Origin of the sequence: Pseudarthrobacter sp. LT1 (genome assembly GCF_035621795.1) — a bacterium.
Classification (GTDB): domain Bacteria; phylum Actinomycetota; class Actinomycetes; order Actinomycetales; family Micrococcaceae; genus Arthrobacter.
Genome location: NZ_CP141830.1, coordinates 1,339,108 through 1,355,383, shown reverse-complemented (window position 1 = coordinate 1,355,383; position 16,276 = coordinate 1,339,108). Strand labels below are relative to the sequence as shown.

General features: G+C 66.5%; 16 protein-coding genes. All 16 read right to left on the bottom strand.

The window, feature by feature from the left end:
* Positions 1-4: 4 nt before the first annotated feature.
* Positions 5-952, bottom strand: a complete 948-nt coding sequence (locus tag VIK36_RS06475; RefSeq protein ID WP_324644554.1) for a Ppx/GppA phosphatase family protein — start codon at positions 950-952, stop codon at positions 5-7.
* On the bottom strand, positions 949-1,620 hold the full coding sequence (locus tag VIK36_RS06470) for a DUF501 domain-containing protein (RefSeq protein ID WP_255174851.1): 672 nt from the start codon (positions 1,618-1,620) through the stop codon (positions 949-951). Before VIK36_RS06470 ends, VIK36_RS06475 begins: the two co-directional genes overlap by 4 nt.
* 27 nt (positions 1,621-1,647) lie before the next feature.
* Positions 1,648-2,328: an FtsB family cell division protein gene (locus VIK36_RS06465; RefSeq protein ID WP_324644553.1), complete on the bottom strand. Its 681-nt coding sequence runs from the start codon at positions 2,326-2,328 to the stop codon at positions 1,648-1,650.
* A gap of 136 nt (positions 2,329-2,464) precedes the next feature.
* Complete coding sequence (gene eno / locus VIK36_RS06460) at positions 2,465-3,745, bottom strand: phosphopyruvate hydratase (protein WP_110542781.1); 1,281 nt, start codon at positions 3,743-3,745, stop codon at positions 2,465-2,467.
* 118 nt (positions 3,746-3,863) lie between these two features.
* Positions 3,864-4,454, bottom strand: coding sequence for a MazG nucleotide pyrophosphohydrolase domain-containing protein (locus tag VIK36_RS06455; protein ID WP_324645234.1), 591 nt, complete (start codon positions 4,452-4,454; stop codon positions 3,864-3,866).
* 79 nt (positions 4,455-4,533) lie between these two features.
* Entirely contained in the window at positions 4,534-5,670 is a 1,137-nt protein-coding gene (locus VIK36_RS06450; RefSeq protein ID WP_324644552.1) for an adenosine deaminase, read from the bottom strand.
* A 53-nt stretch (positions 5,671-5,723) separates the two neighbouring features.
* Positions 5,724-6,449 carry a DedA family protein gene (locus VIK36_RS06445; RefSeq protein ID WP_324644551.1) on the bottom strand — a complete coding sequence of 242 codons (726 nt, stop codon included), beginning with the start codon at positions 6,447-6,449 and terminating at the stop codon, positions 5,724-5,726.
* A gap of 133 nt (positions 6,450-6,582) precedes the next feature.
* Complete coding sequence (locus VIK36_RS06440; protein ID WP_324644550.1) at positions 6,583-7,212, bottom strand: DedA family protein; 630 nt, start codon at positions 7,210-7,212, stop codon at positions 6,583-6,585.
* Between the two features lie 6 nt (positions 7,213-7,218).
* Complete coding sequence (locus VIK36_RS06435) at positions 7,219-8,535, bottom strand: thymidine phosphorylase (RefSeq protein ID WP_324644549.1); 1,317 nt, start codon at positions 8,533-8,535, stop codon at positions 7,219-7,221.
* A complete protein-coding gene (locus VIK36_RS06430; protein WP_324645231.1) occupies positions 8,532-8,939 on the bottom strand; it encodes a cytidine deaminase in 408 nt (135 codons plus the stop codon). The genes VIK36_RS06435 and VIK36_RS06430 overlap by 4 nt, the downstream gene beginning before the upstream one ends.
* A gap of 20 nt (positions 8,940-8,959) precedes the next feature.
* Positions 8,960-10,285, bottom strand: coding sequence for an ABC transporter permease (locus VIK36_RS06425; protein ID WP_324644548.1), 1,326 nt, complete (start codon positions 10,283-10,285; stop codon positions 8,960-8,962).
* Positions 10,282-11,664, bottom strand: coding sequence for an ABC transporter permease (locus VIK36_RS06420; protein WP_324644547.1), 1,383 nt, complete (start codon positions 11,662-11,664; stop codon positions 10,282-10,284). Before VIK36_RS06420 ends, VIK36_RS06425 begins: the two co-directional genes overlap by 4 nt.
* The gene (locus VIK36_RS06415; protein WP_324644546.1) at positions 11,657-13,243 is read right to left on the bottom strand and encodes an ABC transporter ATP-binding protein; all 1,587 of its coding nucleotides are present in this window, start codon (positions 13,241-13,243) and stop codon (positions 11,657-11,659) included. Before VIK36_RS06415 ends, VIK36_RS06420 begins: the two co-directional genes overlap by 8 nt.
* A gap of 180 nt (positions 13,244-13,423) precedes the next feature.
* Positions 13,424-14,533, bottom strand: a complete 1,110-nt coding sequence (locus VIK36_RS06410) for a BMP family lipoprotein (RefSeq protein ID WP_420716252.1) — start codon at positions 14,531-14,533, stop codon at positions 13,424-13,426.
* 254 nt (positions 14,534-14,787) lie between these two features.
* Positions 14,788-15,804, bottom strand: coding sequence for an NADP-dependent oxidoreductase (locus tag VIK36_RS06405; RefSeq protein WP_324644545.1), 1,017 nt, complete (start codon positions 15,802-15,804; stop codon positions 14,788-14,790).
* Complete coding sequence (locus VIK36_RS06400; protein ID WP_324644544.1) at positions 15,801-16,232, bottom strand: organic hydroperoxide resistance protein; 432 nt, start codon at positions 16,230-16,232, stop codon at positions 15,801-15,803. The genes VIK36_RS06405 and VIK36_RS06400 overlap by 4 nt, the downstream gene beginning before the upstream one ends.
* Positions 16,233-16,276: the final 44 nt, after the last annotated feature.

Here is a 16,276-nt window from a genome sequence, read left to right as displayed (position 1 = left end):
GGGGCTACCCGATGCTCAGCGCGATGCCGTCAAGGATGTCGTGCTCGCTTGCGGTGGCCGCGGTGACCTTCCCGCCGGTCAGCTCCCCCATCCGTTCGAGGATGCGGCGCCACACCAGTCCCCCGGCGCCGATGACGTCCACGCGGCCGGGATGCATATACGGCAGCGCAGCCCGCCCGGCCCGGGTCATCTGCAGCAGGTCGGTGGCGGCGTCGCGGATGTCCCCGATGGGCAACGCGGCCCCATGGATGGCGTCGGGCGAGTATTCCGGCAGGCGGAGCGCGTGCGCGGTGATGGTGGTGACGGACCCGGCCACGCCGACGACGGCGGTGGCGCGTTCCAGGGGGACGTCGCGTCCGGCGCGGGCCATGGCTTCGTCCACGTCGGCTTCCGCGGCGGCAATCTGTTCGGCAGTGGGCGGATCGTTGCGCAGGTGCCGTTCAGTCAGCCGGACGCAGCCGATGTCCACGGATTTGGCAGCGGTCACGCCGGCGGCGGTGCCCAGGACGAATTCGGTGCTTCCCCCGCCGAGGTCCACCACGAGCACCTGCTGGCCGTCGAGGACGGGCAGCACGCTGCTGGCCCCGGCAAAGGACAACGCCGCTTCCTCGTCCCCGGAGATGACCTCCGGTTCCACTCCCAGCAGCTCCCTGACGCCGTCCACAAAGACGTCCCGGTTGCGTGCATCGCGGCTCGCGGAGGTGGCAACGAACCGGATCCGCTCTGCGCCATGCTCTTTGATCAGGCGGGCGTAGTCGGCCGTGGCGCCAAGCGTGCGTTCCAGTGCCTCCGGAGCCAGTTCGCCGGTGGCGTCCACGCCCTGGCCCAGCCGGACCACGCGCATCTCCCGGACGACGTCGGTGAGCTTTGTGCCGCCGTTACTGCGGTCAATGTCGGCGATCAGGAGCCGGATGGAGTTGGTGCCGCAGTCGATGGCGGCGACGCGGGTCATTCGGATGCCTCTGTGGTTCCGGCGGATTTCCGGACCGGGGCGGGGCGGCCCACAATGTCCGGAAGCCCTTGGGGCCCGTGGCGGCTCAGGTCCCGGGATGGTGCCTCGCCGGTGGTGTCCCAGGCGCCGTCGCAGTAGCACTTGTCAGCAGTCCACCACTCAGTGATCATGTCCAGGGCCCGGTCCCCCAGGGGGTTGACGCCGCTGCCCGCAGCAAGGGAGTGGCCCACCAGGACGTGCAGGCACTTGACGCGGGTGGGCATCCCGCCAGCGGACACGCCGTCAATCTCCGGCACCGGACCGATTCCGGAACGCTGCCCGATGGCGTCGCGGGCGGCCAGATACTCCCCGTGGGCCGCCCGGTAGGCAGCGGCAAGCCCGGCGTCAGCGGCCAGCTGCTCGTTCATGCTGTTCATGACCCCGGCAGCCTCAAGCCTGGAAACCGCGGACGTGATCACCGGGTGCGTCAGGTAGAAGGTGGTGGGAAACGGGGTACCGTTGCTCAGCCGGGGCGCGGTGGCTGCCACGAGGGGGTTGCCACAGACGCAGCGGGCCGGAATCTCCACGACGTCGCGGACGGGTCGTCCCAGCTGCCTGCTCAGTACTTCAAGGTCGTGTGCTGTTGGTTGGCGGGATTCGTCCCGGGCGGCTGCCGTGTTGTGTTCCACTGTCGCGGGCCGTCCTTCCTGTGCGGTTCAGTCTGTGGCCGCGCGCCTGATGGACTCCCACAGGGAATCCACCCACGGCAGATCGGCGGGGTCTTGTGCTGCTGCGCCGGCGGGGCTACTGCTTTCTCCGGCCGGCTCATCGCTGCCAAAAACCCAGTAGCCGGTTTCGCCCGGCATAACCATGTTAATGCGGTCGCGGGCCTGCTGCTTGACGTAGTTGGGGTCCTGCCAGCGCGACACCTGCTGGCGGAGGGCGTCGCCTTCGGCCTGGCGGGCGGCGATGTCAGCGTTCAGTGCGTCTATTTCGGCCTTCTTGTCGAAGAAGATCTTGACCGTGGGGGCCAGCATCACGGTGATGGCGATCATCACCACGGCCAGTGCGAGCATGCGGCCGGAAAACGCCTTGGCGGGGACGGGATGCTGCTCCTCTTCGGGGTTGCGGGCATCCTTGCCGTCAACGGGACTGCTGCCTTTGCGCCCGGCGGCGGGCTTCGAAGGTCTGGCCTCCCCCGCTTTTCCGGGCCTGCTTGCAGCAGTTCCGCCCGAGTGGCTGTCCTTGGCAGGTGCGGGGGTTGCCGCGGGCCCTCCCTTGGCCGGCCGGAAATCCGCCCGGATGACCTCGGCACCGCCGGAGGATCCGTCGTCGTCCGTTGCCTTGGCTGGACGGGCGGGGGCGACCTTGGGAACTTTGGGGCGGCGGGTAGCCATGACACTCCTGAAACGCAGCCTGCCGGGGCCGCCACTATCTGTGCTGGACGTTCACTGCTGAACAAATGCTGCTGGAAACAACAGCGGTGGCTATGGTCTTTCAACCATAGCCACCGCGGATGGGTTTAGGCGGTTACTAGCCCTTGAAACGCGGGAAGGCGCTGCGGCCTGCGTAGCGTGCGGCGTCGTCCAGTTCCTCTTCGATGCGCAGCAGCTGGTTGTACTTGGCTACGCGCTCGGAGCGGGCCGGTGCACCGGTCTTGATCTGGCCGGCGTTGGTGGCCACGGCGATGTCCGCGATGGTGGTGTCCTCAGTCTCGCCGGAGCGGTGCGAGGTGATGGTGGTGTAGCCGGCACGCTGGGCCAGGCTGACGGCGTCCAGGGTCTCGGTCAGCGAACCGATCTGGTTGACCTTGACCAGCAGGGAGTTGGCGGTCCTGGTGTCGATGCCGCGCTGCAGGATGGAGGGGTTGGTGACGAAGAGGTCGTCACCCACCAGCTGGACCTTGTCGCCGATGGCGTCGGTGAGGGTCTTCCAGCCGTCCCAGTCGTTCTCGTCCAGCGGGTCCTCGATGGAGACCAGCGGGTAGTCGGCAACGAGTTCGCCGTAGTACGCACTCATGTCGCTGGCGGACAGGGACTTGCCTTCGAACTGGTACGCGCCGTCCTTGTAGAACTCGGAGGAGGCAACGTCCAGGGCCAGGGCGATGTCCTTGCCCGGGGTGTAGCCGGCGTTCTTGATGGCCTCAGTGATGAGGTCCAGGGCTGCACGGTTGGACGGCAGGTTCGGTGCGAAGCCGCCTTCGTCGCCGAGGCCGGTGGACAGGCCCTTCTGCTGCAGTACGGACTTGAGGTTGTGGTAGACCTCAACGCCCCAGCGCAGGCCCTCGGAGAAGGTCTCGGCGCCGATCGGGGCGATCATGAATTCCTGGATGTCGACGTCGGAGTCGGCGTGGGAGCCTCCGTTGAGAATGTTCATCAGCGGCACGGGCAGGACGTGGGCGTTCGGGCCGCCCAAGTACTTGTAGAGCGGCAGGTCGGCGGAAGCAGCGGCTGCGTTGGCGACTGCCAGGGAGACGCCCAGGATGGCGTTGGCGCCCAGCTTGCCCTTGTTGGGGGTGCCGTCCAGGTCCAGCATGGCCTGGTCGATGCTGCGCTGGTCGGTGGCGTCAAAGCCGGTCAGGGCGGGGGCGATCTGGTCGATCACGGCGTCGACGGCCTTCTGCACGCCCTTGCCCAGGTAGCGGCCCTTGTCGCCGTCACGCAGTTCAACGGCCTCGTGCTCACCGGTGGAGGCGCCGGAGGGAACCGCGGCGCGGCCGATCTGGCCGTCCGACAGCAGGACTTCAACTTCAACGGTGGGGTTGCCGCGGGAATCGAGGATCTCGCGGGCGTGGATGGCATCGATAAGCGCCATGAATTTGCTCCTTATGGGCGATTAACGGGGGGAATCAGGCAGAAAACTCGACGTACTCGTCACGGTCCAGCCTAGTCGAGAGTGCTCCGGGTTACTCAAACCGGTCAAGGCCCGGACGTCATGATGGCGCTTGGTCGCTTTGGTCACTCTGGTCACGCTGGTAGCGGCGGACGGCGGCATGCAGGGCGCGCTCTGCGTCCATGCCGTTGTCCCGCGCAGAACGGACGACGGCGAGCAGCAGGTTTCCGAGCTCGTCCTCGCTTCCAGGGACGGGAGTCCCCGCGGGGAGCCCAAGGCCCGCACGTGCTGCACGGTCCAGGAACTTCTGCGCCCTGGCCAGCGCCGGGAGGGCCTGCGGGATGCCTTCGAAGGGGTCCTGCCGTTCCGGCTTTTCGGCCCGCTTGACGGCATCCCACTTCTGCTCGATCTCCGCCACGGTGGCCGGGAAGCTGTCCTGCAGGGAGCCGTCAGGCCGGAAGACATGGGGATTCCGCCGGATCATTTTGGCACCCAGGCCGCGCGCCACGTCGTCGAACGTAAAGGCGCCGCGCTCCTCAGCCAGCCGGGCATGGAGCACCACCTGGAGCAGCACGTCACCGAGCTCGCCCTGCAGCTCGGCGTCGGGGTGGCCTTCCTCGATGGTTTCGGCCACTTCGTAGGCCTCCTCCAGGAGGTATTCCACCAGCGACGCGTGCGTCAGGGCGCCCATCCAGGGGCAGTGCACGCGCAGCTGGGCAATCAGGCCCAGCAGTTCCGCCGTTGCAGAACTGCCGGGCCGCGAATCCGGATCAGCCAAGGTTGGCGTAGGCGTCGTTGATGTACTCCACCAGCGCTTCCTTTTCCTCCAGGGGCAGGAAGGATGCCTCGGCGGCGTTGAGGGTCAGCTCCAGCAGGTCATCGAGGTCGTAGTCGAAGGTTTCCACCAGCAGGTTGAACTCGTCGGTCAGGGTGACGCCGCTCATCAGGCGGTTGTCGGTGTTGATGGTGACGTTGAAGCCCAGCTGGTAGAGCATGTCCAGGGGATGGCTTTCGATGCCTTCGCCGAACTCCGCGATGGCGCCGGTCTGCAGGTTGGAGGAAGGGCAGATTTCCAGGGCGATGCCGCGGTCGCGGACCCAGCTGGAGAGGTCGCCGAGGGTGACCAGGCCAACGGTGTCCCCGGCTTCCTCGTCATCGTCGAATTCCACCATGATGTCCTCGGCGATGCGGACGCCGTGTCCCAGCCGGAGGGCGCGGCCGTCCACCAGCGCGGACTGGATGCTCTCCAGCCCGGCAGCCTCGCCTGCGTGTACGGTGGCGGGGAAATTGTGCTGGGCCAGGTACGTGAAGGCGTCCCTGAAGCGGCTGGGCAGGAATCCGTCCTCGGCGCCGGCAATGTCGAAGCCCACTGCGCCCTGGTTGCGGTGGCGGACGGCGAGTTCGGCGATCTCCTGGCCGCGGTCGGCGTGGCGCATGGCGGTGATCAGCTGCCCCACCTGGATCTCGCGTCCGGTCTCGGAGACGGCCTCGACGCCGGCCTCCAGTCCGTCCTGGACTGCCTCCACGGCATCATCAAGGCTGAGCCCCTTCTGGAGGTGCTGCTCGGGCGCCCAGCGCACCTCGCCGTACACCACGCCGTCGTCCGCAAGGTCCTCGACGAACTCCTTGGCCACGCGGAACAGGCCGTCGTAGGTCTGCATGACGGCTACCGTGTGGTCGAAAGTTTCCAGGTAGCGGACCAGGGATCCGGAGTCGGCTGATTCGCGGAACCACTGTCCCAGGGCCACGGGGTCCGTTGAGGGAAGTGTGTGGCCAACGGCCTCCGCCAGCTCGATGATGGTGGCCGGACGGAGTCCTCCGTCCAGGTGGTCGTGAAGGGAAACCTTGGGCAGGCTCTTCAGGTCAAAATCGATGGCAGGGGCAGCGTCAACAATGGGCTCAGTCACGTTCCCACCTTAGGGTGGGCCGCAGTTCAAAGCCAGCCGTTCAAAGCCGGCCGCTACTTGGCCGCGGGGCCGGCCTCTGCCGAGGGCACCACGAGGGCCTGCGTGCCGGGCCTGCGTTCCTGCCCGGAACCGGAGGACCCTTCGGCCCACTCGTCCGCCTCGGGGGCGTCATGCCGGCCCAGCCGTTTGTGCCACCAGCGGAGCAGGTGGTCGATGACCACACCCAGGACAATGGCAAAGACGACGGCGATGCCCGCGCTCAGCAGCGGGTTGTGGTGCAGCCACGGGAACGAGCTGGCCAGCAGGCCGATGCCAAGGGAGTAGGCCACCCACGTCACACAGGCAAAGGCGTCGAAGACGAAGAACCTGCGGTGCGAGAAGCCGGTGCTTCCGGCGACGTAGTTGACCGCCACACGGCCCCAGGGGATGTAGCGGGCGGTGAAGATCAGTACCGCGCCGCGTTTCTCGAGTTCATAGCGGGCCCAGGCGAAGACTTTCCGGACCTTGGGCCGGCGCATCCATCCCCACCGCTCCAGGCCGATCTTGCGGCCGAGCATGTAGGCCATGTTGTCACCGGCAATGGCGCCAACAAGTGCAGTGAGGCCCAGGATCCAGAGATTGGGTTCGCCGCTGTGCCGCGAGAAGGCTGCGAGCGCCACGATGAGGGTCTCGCTGGGGACCACCATGGCGAAGCCGTCCACGAAGAAGAACACCAGCAGCGCCGGGTAAATCCACCACTGGCCCGCTGCATGGAGCACGGCCTCATTAATAAACTCCACGCGGTGTTGCTCCTGTATAAAAATGACACAGCCAAAGTGCCGCAGCCAAAGCGGAAATCGTTCCTAAGTGTCCCACGCCCCGGGCCCTGTCCGCTACGCCCCAATGCCCGGAATTACCCCTTAAACGCGCTGGTCAGGCCCCGGGTTCCCGGATCCGTTCCACCACGTTGGGATTACCCCGGAATTTGTTGATGACCAGGTCCACCACGATGCCCAGCGCTACCGCGCAGACAATGGCAATCGCTGCGCCCAGGACGTGGTTGTTCTCGAACCACTGGCCAAAAAACAGCCCGATCGCCACCGAGTAGCCGGCCCACAGGCTCGCCGAAAGGACGGTCAGGCCCACGAACCGCAGGTGCGGGTAATGCGTGACCCCGGCGGTCAGGTTTACCGCCACCCGGCCGATCGGGACGAAGCGGGCCACCAGGATCAGCGATGCCGGCCGTTTGTGCAGCTCCCGGCCCGCCCAGCGGAACGCGCTTTGCATGCGCGGCCCGCGCATCCACGCCCAGCGCCTGGTGCCCACCCGGCGGCCCAGCAGGTACGCGATGTTGTCCCCGAGGAATGCACCCGCTGCCGCTACAAGCACCAGGAGCAGCGGGTTGGGAACATCCGCGGTGGCGGCCACGGCGGCGAGGCCCACCACCACGGACTCACTGGGAACGGGCGGGAAGAAGCCGTCAATGACGCAGCACGCCAGCACCAGGACCAGCACCCACGGCTGGCCGGCTGCGGCGAGGATGAAGTCATTGATGGCCTGCATGGATCCCTATGCTATGCGGTCGATGATGAGCTGCTGGGCGGGCCGCGAACCTTCCGGAGCGATGACCACTGCGTGTTCCAGGGCTTCCCGGGCACGGGCGAACCGCTCCGGAGTGTCGGTGAGCAGTGTCATCAGGGGCTCCCCTGCCCGCACGGTGGCGCCGGGTTTGGCATGCATGCGCACCCCGGCCCCCGCCTGTACCGCATCCTCCTTGCGGGCGCGGCCGGCACCCAGCCGCCACGCAGCCACACCGACGGCGAGCGCATCCAGCTCCACCAGCACCCCATCGGCGGGGGCATAGACGACGTCGGATTCCCTGGCCACCGGCAGCGCCGCGCGGGGGTCGCCGCCCTGGGCGGTGATCATCCGGTTCCAGACATCCATGGCCCGGCCGTCCTTGAGGGCGGCGGCGGGGTCGGCGTCGTGGACCCCTGCACAGGCCAGCATCTCCCCGGCGAGCCGGACGGTCAGTTCCACCACGTCCTCCGGGCCGCCGCCCGCCAGCACCTCCACCGATTCCTCGACTTCAATGGCGTTGCCGGCCGTGAGTCCCAAGGGGGTGTTCATGTTGGTCAGCAGCGCGACGGTGTTGACCCCCGCGTCCTTGCCGAGCGCCACCATGGTCTCGGCCAGTTCGCGCGCTTTGGCTTCATCCTTCATGAAGGCTCCACTGCCCACCTTGACGTCCAGGACCAGGGACCCGGTGCCCTCCGCGATCTTCTTGCTCATGATGGAGGAGGCAATCAGCGGGATGGCCTCAACCGTTCCCGTGACGTCGCGCAGGGCATAGAGTTTCTTGTCCGCCGGGGCCAGGCCGGCACCGGCGGCGCAGATGACCGCCCCCACGTCCTGGAGCTGGTCCAGGATTTCGTCGTTTGCCAGGTTGGCCCGCCATCCCGGAATCGACTCGAGTTTGTCCAGGGTGCCGCCGGTGTGCCCCAGCCCGCGGCCGGACAGCTGCGGGACAGCAACGCCGAACACTGCCACCAGCGGAGCCAGGGGCAGGGTGATCTTGTCCCCCACCCCACCGGTTGAGTGCTTGTCGGTGGTGTATTTCAGGCCGCCGTCAGGGCGCCGAAGGCTGGAGAAATCCATCCGCTCTCCCGAGGCGATCATGGCGGCCGTCCAGCGGGCGATTTCGGTGCGGTCCATGCCGTTGAGCAGGATGGCCATGTTCAGGGCTGCCATCTGCTCGTCCGCGATGGCCCCACGCGTGTACGCGTCGATGGTCCAGTCAATCTGTTCGGGGCTCAGCGTCCCCTTGTCGCGCTTGGTGCGGATGATATCAACGGCGTCGAACGCTTCGGCTTTGCTGTCGGTCACCGGGTCTCCTCCAGGTGTTCGGGACCAAAGGCGTCGGGCAGCACCTGGTCCATGGTTTTGATGCCTTGGCTGGTCATGAGCTCCATGCCCGGAGCCCTGAATTCGTACAGCAGCTGCCGGCAGCGGCCACAGGGCATGAGGACGGTGCCCTGGCCGTCCACGCAGTAGAACGCCCGCAGCAGTCCCCCGCCCGTCATCTGCAGTTCCCCCACCAGGACGCACTCCGCGCAGAGGGTAAGCCCGTAGCTGGCGTTCTCAACGTTGCAGCCGCTGACGATCCGGCCGTCCCCCGTCAGGGCTGCGGCTCCCACCGGAAACTTTGAATACGGGGCGTACGCATTCTTCATGGCGTCGACGGCGGCGGACTCCAGGGCTGCCCAGTCCACCGTTTGTGCCGGGTCCATCTGTCCCTTGTCCACGGCGGTCATCCCTTGACGTAGGGGATGCCGCTGGCGGCAGGCCCCCTGGACTTGCCCACCAGGCCGGCGACGGCGAGGACGGTTACCAGGTAGGGCAGCATGGCCATGAACTGGCTGGGCACGGGCGTTCCGATGATGGTCACGATGCTCTGCAGGTTGTCCGCGAACCCAAACAGCAGTGCCGCGAAGAAGGCGCCCACCGGGTTCCAGCGGCCGAAGATGAGCGCCGCCAGGGCGATGAAGCCGCGGCCGCCGGAGATTTCCTTGGTGAAGCTGTCGATCGCTACCAGGGTGAAGAAGGAGCCGCCAATGCCGGCGACGGCACCGCCCAGGGTGACGTTCCAGAACCGGGTGGCATTGACGTTGATGCCCAGGGTGTCCGCCGCCTGCGGGTGCTCCCCCACCGCACGGACGCGCAGGCCCCACCTGGTCTTGAACAGGCCGACCCAGACCACCGCGACGGCCACGTACATGAGGTAGCCCACCAGGGACTGCCGGAACAGGATGGGCCCGATGATCGGGATCGCGGAAAGGATGGGGATGTCAATGACGTCCAGGCCCGGCGGCGAGTTGAACTGTGCTTTGTTGGCCTGCATCACGGTGCTGAACAGGAAGCCCGTCACGCCGGATACCAGCACGTTGAGGACGACGCCGACGATGATCTGGTTGACCAGGTACTTGATGCTGAACAGGGCCAGGACCATGGACACCACCGCCCCGGCAACGGCTGCAGCGAGCAGTCCGATGAAGGCGTTCCTGGTCATGCTGGCAACGATGGCCGCGGTGAACGCCCCGCCCAGGAGCTGCCCCTCGATGGCAATGTTCACCACGCCTACGCGTTCGCACAGGACACCGGACAGCGAACCGAACACCAGCGGAACCGCGAGCGTCACGGATCCGGCGATGAGGCCGGCCAGCGAGATGGTGGGCGTGCGGGCCCCGCCCACCACCCAAATGAGGAAGGCCGCCACGAAGATCACGATGAAGGTGACCGCGAGCCAGCCGGGCGCGGGCTGGTTCCTGGTCTTGAGGAAGACGGCGTAGGCGGCGAGTGCCAGGAGCAGCACCGACAGCACGATGCCGCCCGCAAAGGCATTGATTTCCAGCGCCGGGAGCTGAAAGAAGTCGCCCCCTGTGGAGATACCGAAACTGGCTGTCTGGCTGGGTGCCAGGAAGCCGAAGAACACCAGGGAGACAAGGGCGAACACCGTGAGCAGGACGGGAGTCTTCCAGCTGACTGGTTTGGCCGAAAGCGCCGCGGTGGGTGCGGCTGCCTTGGAGCCCCCGGGCTGCGGGCTGCCGGGCCTGGACGATGAAACTGTTGTGCTCATGCGGCACCTCCGGTAGTGGCTGCCTGCCCGGACTTGGCTGCGCGCGCGGGCTTCCTGCGCCGCGGGTTCAGGCCGAAGACGGCCCGGACCAGCGGCGGTGCGGCGATGAAAAGGACAATCAGGGACTGCACCACCAGGACGATGTCGATGGGGGTGCCGGTCTGGATCTGCATCTGGACCGCCCCGGCGCGGAAGGCGCCGAACAGCAGGCCGGCGGCGAAGGTGCCCCACGGCGTCGAACGTCCCAGCAGTGCCACCGTGATGGCGTCAAAGCCGTACGTGGCGGCGACGCCGTCGGTGAGCACCTTCTCGGTGCCGGCAACCTGGGCCACGCCGGACATGCCGGCAAGGCCGCCGGCGATGGCCATGACCAGGATGGTGGACCGGGAGACGTTGATGCCGGCGGTCTGCGCTGCCTTGGGGTTGGCGCCCACGGCCCGGAATTCGAAGCCAACCGTGGACCTGTTGAGGAGCCACCAGACCAGGACCGTGGCGCCGATGGCCAGGATGAAGCCGAGGTGCAGCCTGTACTGGCTGCCCAGGATCTGCGGGTAAACGGCGCTGGGATCCAGGATGGGCGAGATAGGATTCGACTCCCCCGGCCGCTGGAATGCGGGCGTGTTCAGCAGGTAGCGCAGGAAGTACAGCGCAATGTAGTTGAACATGATGGTCAGGATGACCTCGTGTGCCCCCGTGCGTGCTTTGAGCAGGCCGGCGAGACCGCCCCAGAGGGCGCCGCCGACGATTCCGGCCACGAGCACCAGCAGCAGGTGCAGTCCCACCGGGAGGTGCAGCGCGAAGCCCACCCACGCGGCCAGGATGCCCGCCACGATGATCTGGCCCTGCGCACCGATGTTGAACAGCCCGGCCCGGAATGCCAGCGCCACGCCCAGGCCGGCCGTGATGAGCGGCGTGGCGATGGTCAGGGTTTCCATGAAGGGGGCGAACTGTGCTGCCAGCCCGTTGCCGCGGGGGTTGAACACCGAACCTTGGAACAGGGCGATGTAGGAGCGGGTGGCAGCATTCCAGACCGCCGCCAGCATGTCCGTGGGCCGGGCGAAGAAGTAGCCGGCGGTGGTGGAGACCTGTTTGTCGGTGCTCGCGATGAGCAAGCCGCCGAGGATCAGCGCCAGCAGCACCGCGAGCACCGATACCATGCCGCTGCCGGTGAAGATCCGGCGCAAAACGGTGTCGGAGCCACCGGGCAGCTGTCCGCTCTGGGCCGTGGCCGGCACCGCTGAGGGCTGCATGGCTCCGCCGGCGGTATCGACGGCCACCACTGCCGCGGTCTGTTCCCCCGGTGCAGTCTCCTGGCCGTTGTGCGGCGAAGGTGCGGACTGTGGGTCCGGGGCGTTTTCTGGGGATTGCTGGTCAGGCATGGTCGGCTCCCTCGGCGTTGGCGGCAGGGGCCGGGGTGCCGGCCTGCGGGGTATGTGCATGGTCTGCCGGTGCGTGTTCTTCCGGCGGGATGCCTGCCATCATGAGGCCCAGGACGTCCCGGCTGGTCCCGGCGGGAACGGTGCCCACCAGTTTGCCCTTGTAGAGCACTGCGATGCGGTCGGCCAGTTCCATGACTTCATCGAGCTCGGTGGAAATGATCATCACCGGGGTGCCCTGGTCGCGCTCGGCGACGATCCGCCGGTGCAGGAACTCGATGGAGCCAACGTCCACGCCGCGCGTGGGCTGGGAAGCGATGAAGAGGCGCAGGGGCCGGGAGAGCTCACGGGCCATGACCAGTTTTTGCTGGTTGCCACCGGACAGGGTTCCGGCCGCCGCTGCAGCCGACGGTGTGCGGACGTCGAATTCACCGATGCGCGCCTTGGCGTTCTCCATGATCTTCGCCGGGCTCATGCTGATCCCTTTGGCGAAGGGCGGCTTGTCATACAGGTCGAGGATCAGGTTCTCGGCCACGGAGAAGGTGCCCACCAGCCCGTCCACCTTGCGGTCTTCGGGCACGAACCCGACGCCGGCGTCCAGGACTTCCTTGACGGACCGGCCCACGAGTTCCTTGCCATCCAGGACGATGGAGCCGGTGACCCGCTCCTGCAGGCCCAGGATGGCTTCGGTGAGTTCGGTCTGCCCGTTGCCCTGCACGCCGGCGATGGCCAGGATTTCGCCGCGCTTGATGTGGAAGCTGAGGTGGTCCACCACGTGCTGGCCGTTGGGCGCGACGACGGTGAGGTCGCGGACGTCGAACGTGGTTTCCCTGGGTTGGGCAGCGGCCTTGTCCAGGGTCAGGCTCACGGCCCGGCCCACCATCATCGAAGCGAGCTCGGTGGTGGAGGCGGCAGGATCGGCGGTGCCCACCACCTTGCCCCGGCGGATCACGGTGATGGTGTCCGAGACTTCCTTGACCTCGCGCAGCTTGTGCGAGATGAAGACGATGGAGGTGCCGCGCGACTTGAGCTGGCGCATGATGTCCAGGAGTTCATCGGTCTCCTGCGGCGTGAGCACGGCCGTGGGTTCATCGAGGATCAGGACCTTGGCATTCCGGACCAGCGCCTTGATGATTTCCACCCGCTGCTGGACACCCACCGGCAGGTCCTCCACCAGGGCGTCCGGGTCCACATCGAACCCGTACTGGTCCGAGATCTCCTTGATGCGCTGCCGGGTCTGGTCCAGGTTGAGGAACCCCGCTGCCTTGGTGGGTTCGGCGCCCAGTGCCACGTTCTCCGCCACGGTGAAGACCGGGACCAGCATGAAGTGCTGGTGCACCATCCCGATCCCGGCCGCCATCGCATCACCGGGGCCCCTAAAGGTGACGGGCTTGTCATCGATGAGGATGTCGCCTTCGGAGGGCTCGTACAGCCCGTAGAGCACGTTCATCAGGGTGGATTTGCCCGCCCCGTTTTCTCCAAGGAGGCAGTGGATCTGCCCGGGCTCAACCACCACGTCGATGTGGTCGTTGGCCAGCAGCGTGCCAAAGCGTTTGGTGATCCCTCGAAGCTCAAGTTTCAAAACTCTGACCAATCTCGAAGCGTCCGGTGATCAGACCGGACGGGATATATGGCTGCAGCACCAGCCTAGTGGCTGCAGTACCGGGAGGCGCCGGCCGCGCGCGGTAAACGTCAGGCCAGCAAAAAGCGCCACCGGCCGGCCAGTAGGTGACGGACCGGCGGTGGCGCTTCCTGTGGTGGGTCAGGCCTTGGGGCTTGCTGCGGACTCAACCTTCAGCTTGCCGTCGACGATGTCCTTCTTGATCTTCTCGAGGTCGGACTTCAGTTCCGCGGGGACCTGGGAATCGAGGTCGTGGAAGGGTGCCAGCTGCACGCCGTCGTTGGCGAGCGTGCCCACGTACGGGGTGCTGTTGAACTTGCCGTCCTTGTCCTCGGAGACCACGGTCTCCACGGCCTCGCCCATCTGCTTCATGACCGAGGAGAGCATGATGCCCTTGTAGTCCGGGGCGGTGAGGTAGCCGTCGGAGTCAACCCAGATGAGCTTGACGTCCTTGCCGGCAGCCTTGGCTTCGTTGAGCGCGGCTCCTGCACCCTTGCCCACGGGACCGGCCACCGGCATGACGATGTCAGCGCCCTGGTCCAGGAAGTTCTTGGTCAGCTGCTTTCCAACGTCCTGCTTTTCGAAGTCGCCGGTGAAGCTGCCGTCCTGGGAGTCCTTGTTCCAGCCGAGCAGCTTGACGTTCTTGCCCTTCTGCTGGTTGTAGTACTTCACGCCGTCCGCGTAGCCGTCCATGAAGATGGTGACGGTGGGGATCTTGATGCCGCCGAAGGTGGCCACGGTTCCGGTCTTGGTGGTGCCTGCGGCCAGGTAGCCGGCCAGGAATGCCGCCTGGGCGGTGTCATAGATGATGGGCTTGACGTTGCTGATGGGCTGGTCATAGCCGAAGTCGATGATGGCGAAGTGCTTGTCCGGGTTGGCCGTTGCCTGTGCCTTGGTGGCGTCGCCCAGCAGGAAGCCGACCGTGATGGTCAGGTTGCAGCCGGCGGTAACCATGGCCCGCAGGTTGGGTTCGAAGTCGTTGTTGGTCTTTGACTCGATCTGGTTGACCTTGATGCCAAGGTCCTTCTCGGTCTTCTTCAGGCCCTCATAGGAGGACTGGTTGAAGGACTGGTCATCGAACCCGCCGGAGTCCGAAACGATGCAGCCTGTGTAGTCGCTGGCACCTGCGGATGCGGTACTTCCGGCTTCGGGGGCCGCACCGCAGCCGGTAAGTACAAGCGCGGACGCACCGAGGGTGGCCACGCCGGCCATTGAACCGCGCTTGAAGCTGGCACGCAGTGATTTCTTCAATTTTCCTCCAGGGATGATGCGAGTGGCGCTACGGGCTGGAATTCAATGAGTGTCCGTTTCGGCGCTGAAATTCTGTTTTCACTGAAGGCACGCAGCACTGCGCCGGAGCGCACTGATGGCACTTACTTTAGTGGCCTGCGCCACGTCCCCATAGCACGCCGGGAGTCCATCCGGGAGATTGTTTACAAGTTGTTACCAAGCAGTAGGGGCACCGCGGAAAGCGGTGCCCTACTGCTCGCGGATGCCTGCCGCGGCTACAGCCGGACCAGCATCTTGCCGGTGTTTGCCCCGTCCAGGAGGTCCATGAACGCCTGCGGCGCGTTCTCCAGCCCGTCCACGATCGTTTCGTCGTAGCGTACGGTGCCGTCCGCAAGCCAGCCGGCCATCTTCTCCGCGAACTCAGCCGCGTGCTGCCGCTGGCCGCCCACCAGGAAGCCGCGCAGGGTCAGCTGCTTGCCGATTGCCTGCATCAGGTTGTGCGGTGCGGGAGTCGGTTCGGTGGAGTTGTACTGTGCGATCGCGCCGCACATTGCCACCCGGCCGCCCACATTGAGGACCGCCAGGGCGGCCTCCAGGTGCTCGCCCCCCACGTTGTCGAAGTAGACGTCGATGCCGGCGGGGCCTGCTGCCTTCTGCAGCTGCTCCACCACGGGACCATCGTGGTAGTCGAACGCGGCGTCGAAGCCCAGCTCCAGGAGGCGTGCCACCTTGGCGGGCGAGCCTGCAGAGCCGATGACCCGCGAGGCGCCCATGGCCTTGGCGATCTGACCGACCAGGGAACCCACCGCACCTGCGGCGCCGGAGACGAACACGGCGTCCCCCGGATTGAATTCCGCTACCTTCAACAGGCCGGTGTACGCCGTCAGCCCGGTCATGCCCAGGGCGCCGAGGAAAGCCGAGGCCGGCGCCAGGTCAGTGCGGGCAGGGGTGGCAGCACTGCCGTCCACCACCGCATACTCCCGCCAACCCAGGGAATGGACGACGACGTCGCCCTCCTTGTGTGCTGACGAACGGGACGCGACCACCTCACCCACCGCGCCGCCGTCGAGCGCTTTGCCTACGGCGAAGGGAGCGGAGTAGGACTTGACGTCGTTCATGCGGCCCCGCATGTAGGGGTCCACGGACATGAAGAGGTTGCGCACCAGGATCTGGCCGTCTTCGAGTGCGGGCAGCGGTGACTCTGCGAGTTCGAAGTTGTCACCGGAGGGGCGCCCCACGGGGCGGGAGGCGAGCCGGATTTCACGGGTGGTGGTTGCGAGGGCTGTGCTCATGCTGCGTACTCCAGAATCTTGAGGTCGACGTTGATGTTGCCGCGGGTGGCATTCGAATAGGGGCAGACCTGGTGCGCCTTGGCCACCAGGTCCTCTGCGGTGGCCAGGTCCAGGGCGGGAAGGGCGATTTCCAGTTCGGCGGCCAGCCCAAAGCCGGCGCCGCCGTCCAGTTGGCCAAGGTGGATTTTTACTGCGACGGCCGAGTCCGTGAGGTCTGCGCCTGCCTTGCGGCCGACCAGGCGCAGTGCGGAGTGGAAGCAGGCGGCGTAGCCGGCGGCGAAGAGTTGTTCAGGGTTGGTGCCCTGGCCGCTGCCCCCGAGTTCCACAGGGCTGGCCAGGTCCACGGCCAGCCGGCCGTCGTTGCTGCGTGCGGTACCGTCACGCCCTTCGCCCGAGGCCAGTGCCTCGGCGGTGTAGAGAGTTTTCACGAAATAAGTCCGTCCTGTAGATGGGATGGTGGCGGATTCAGCGT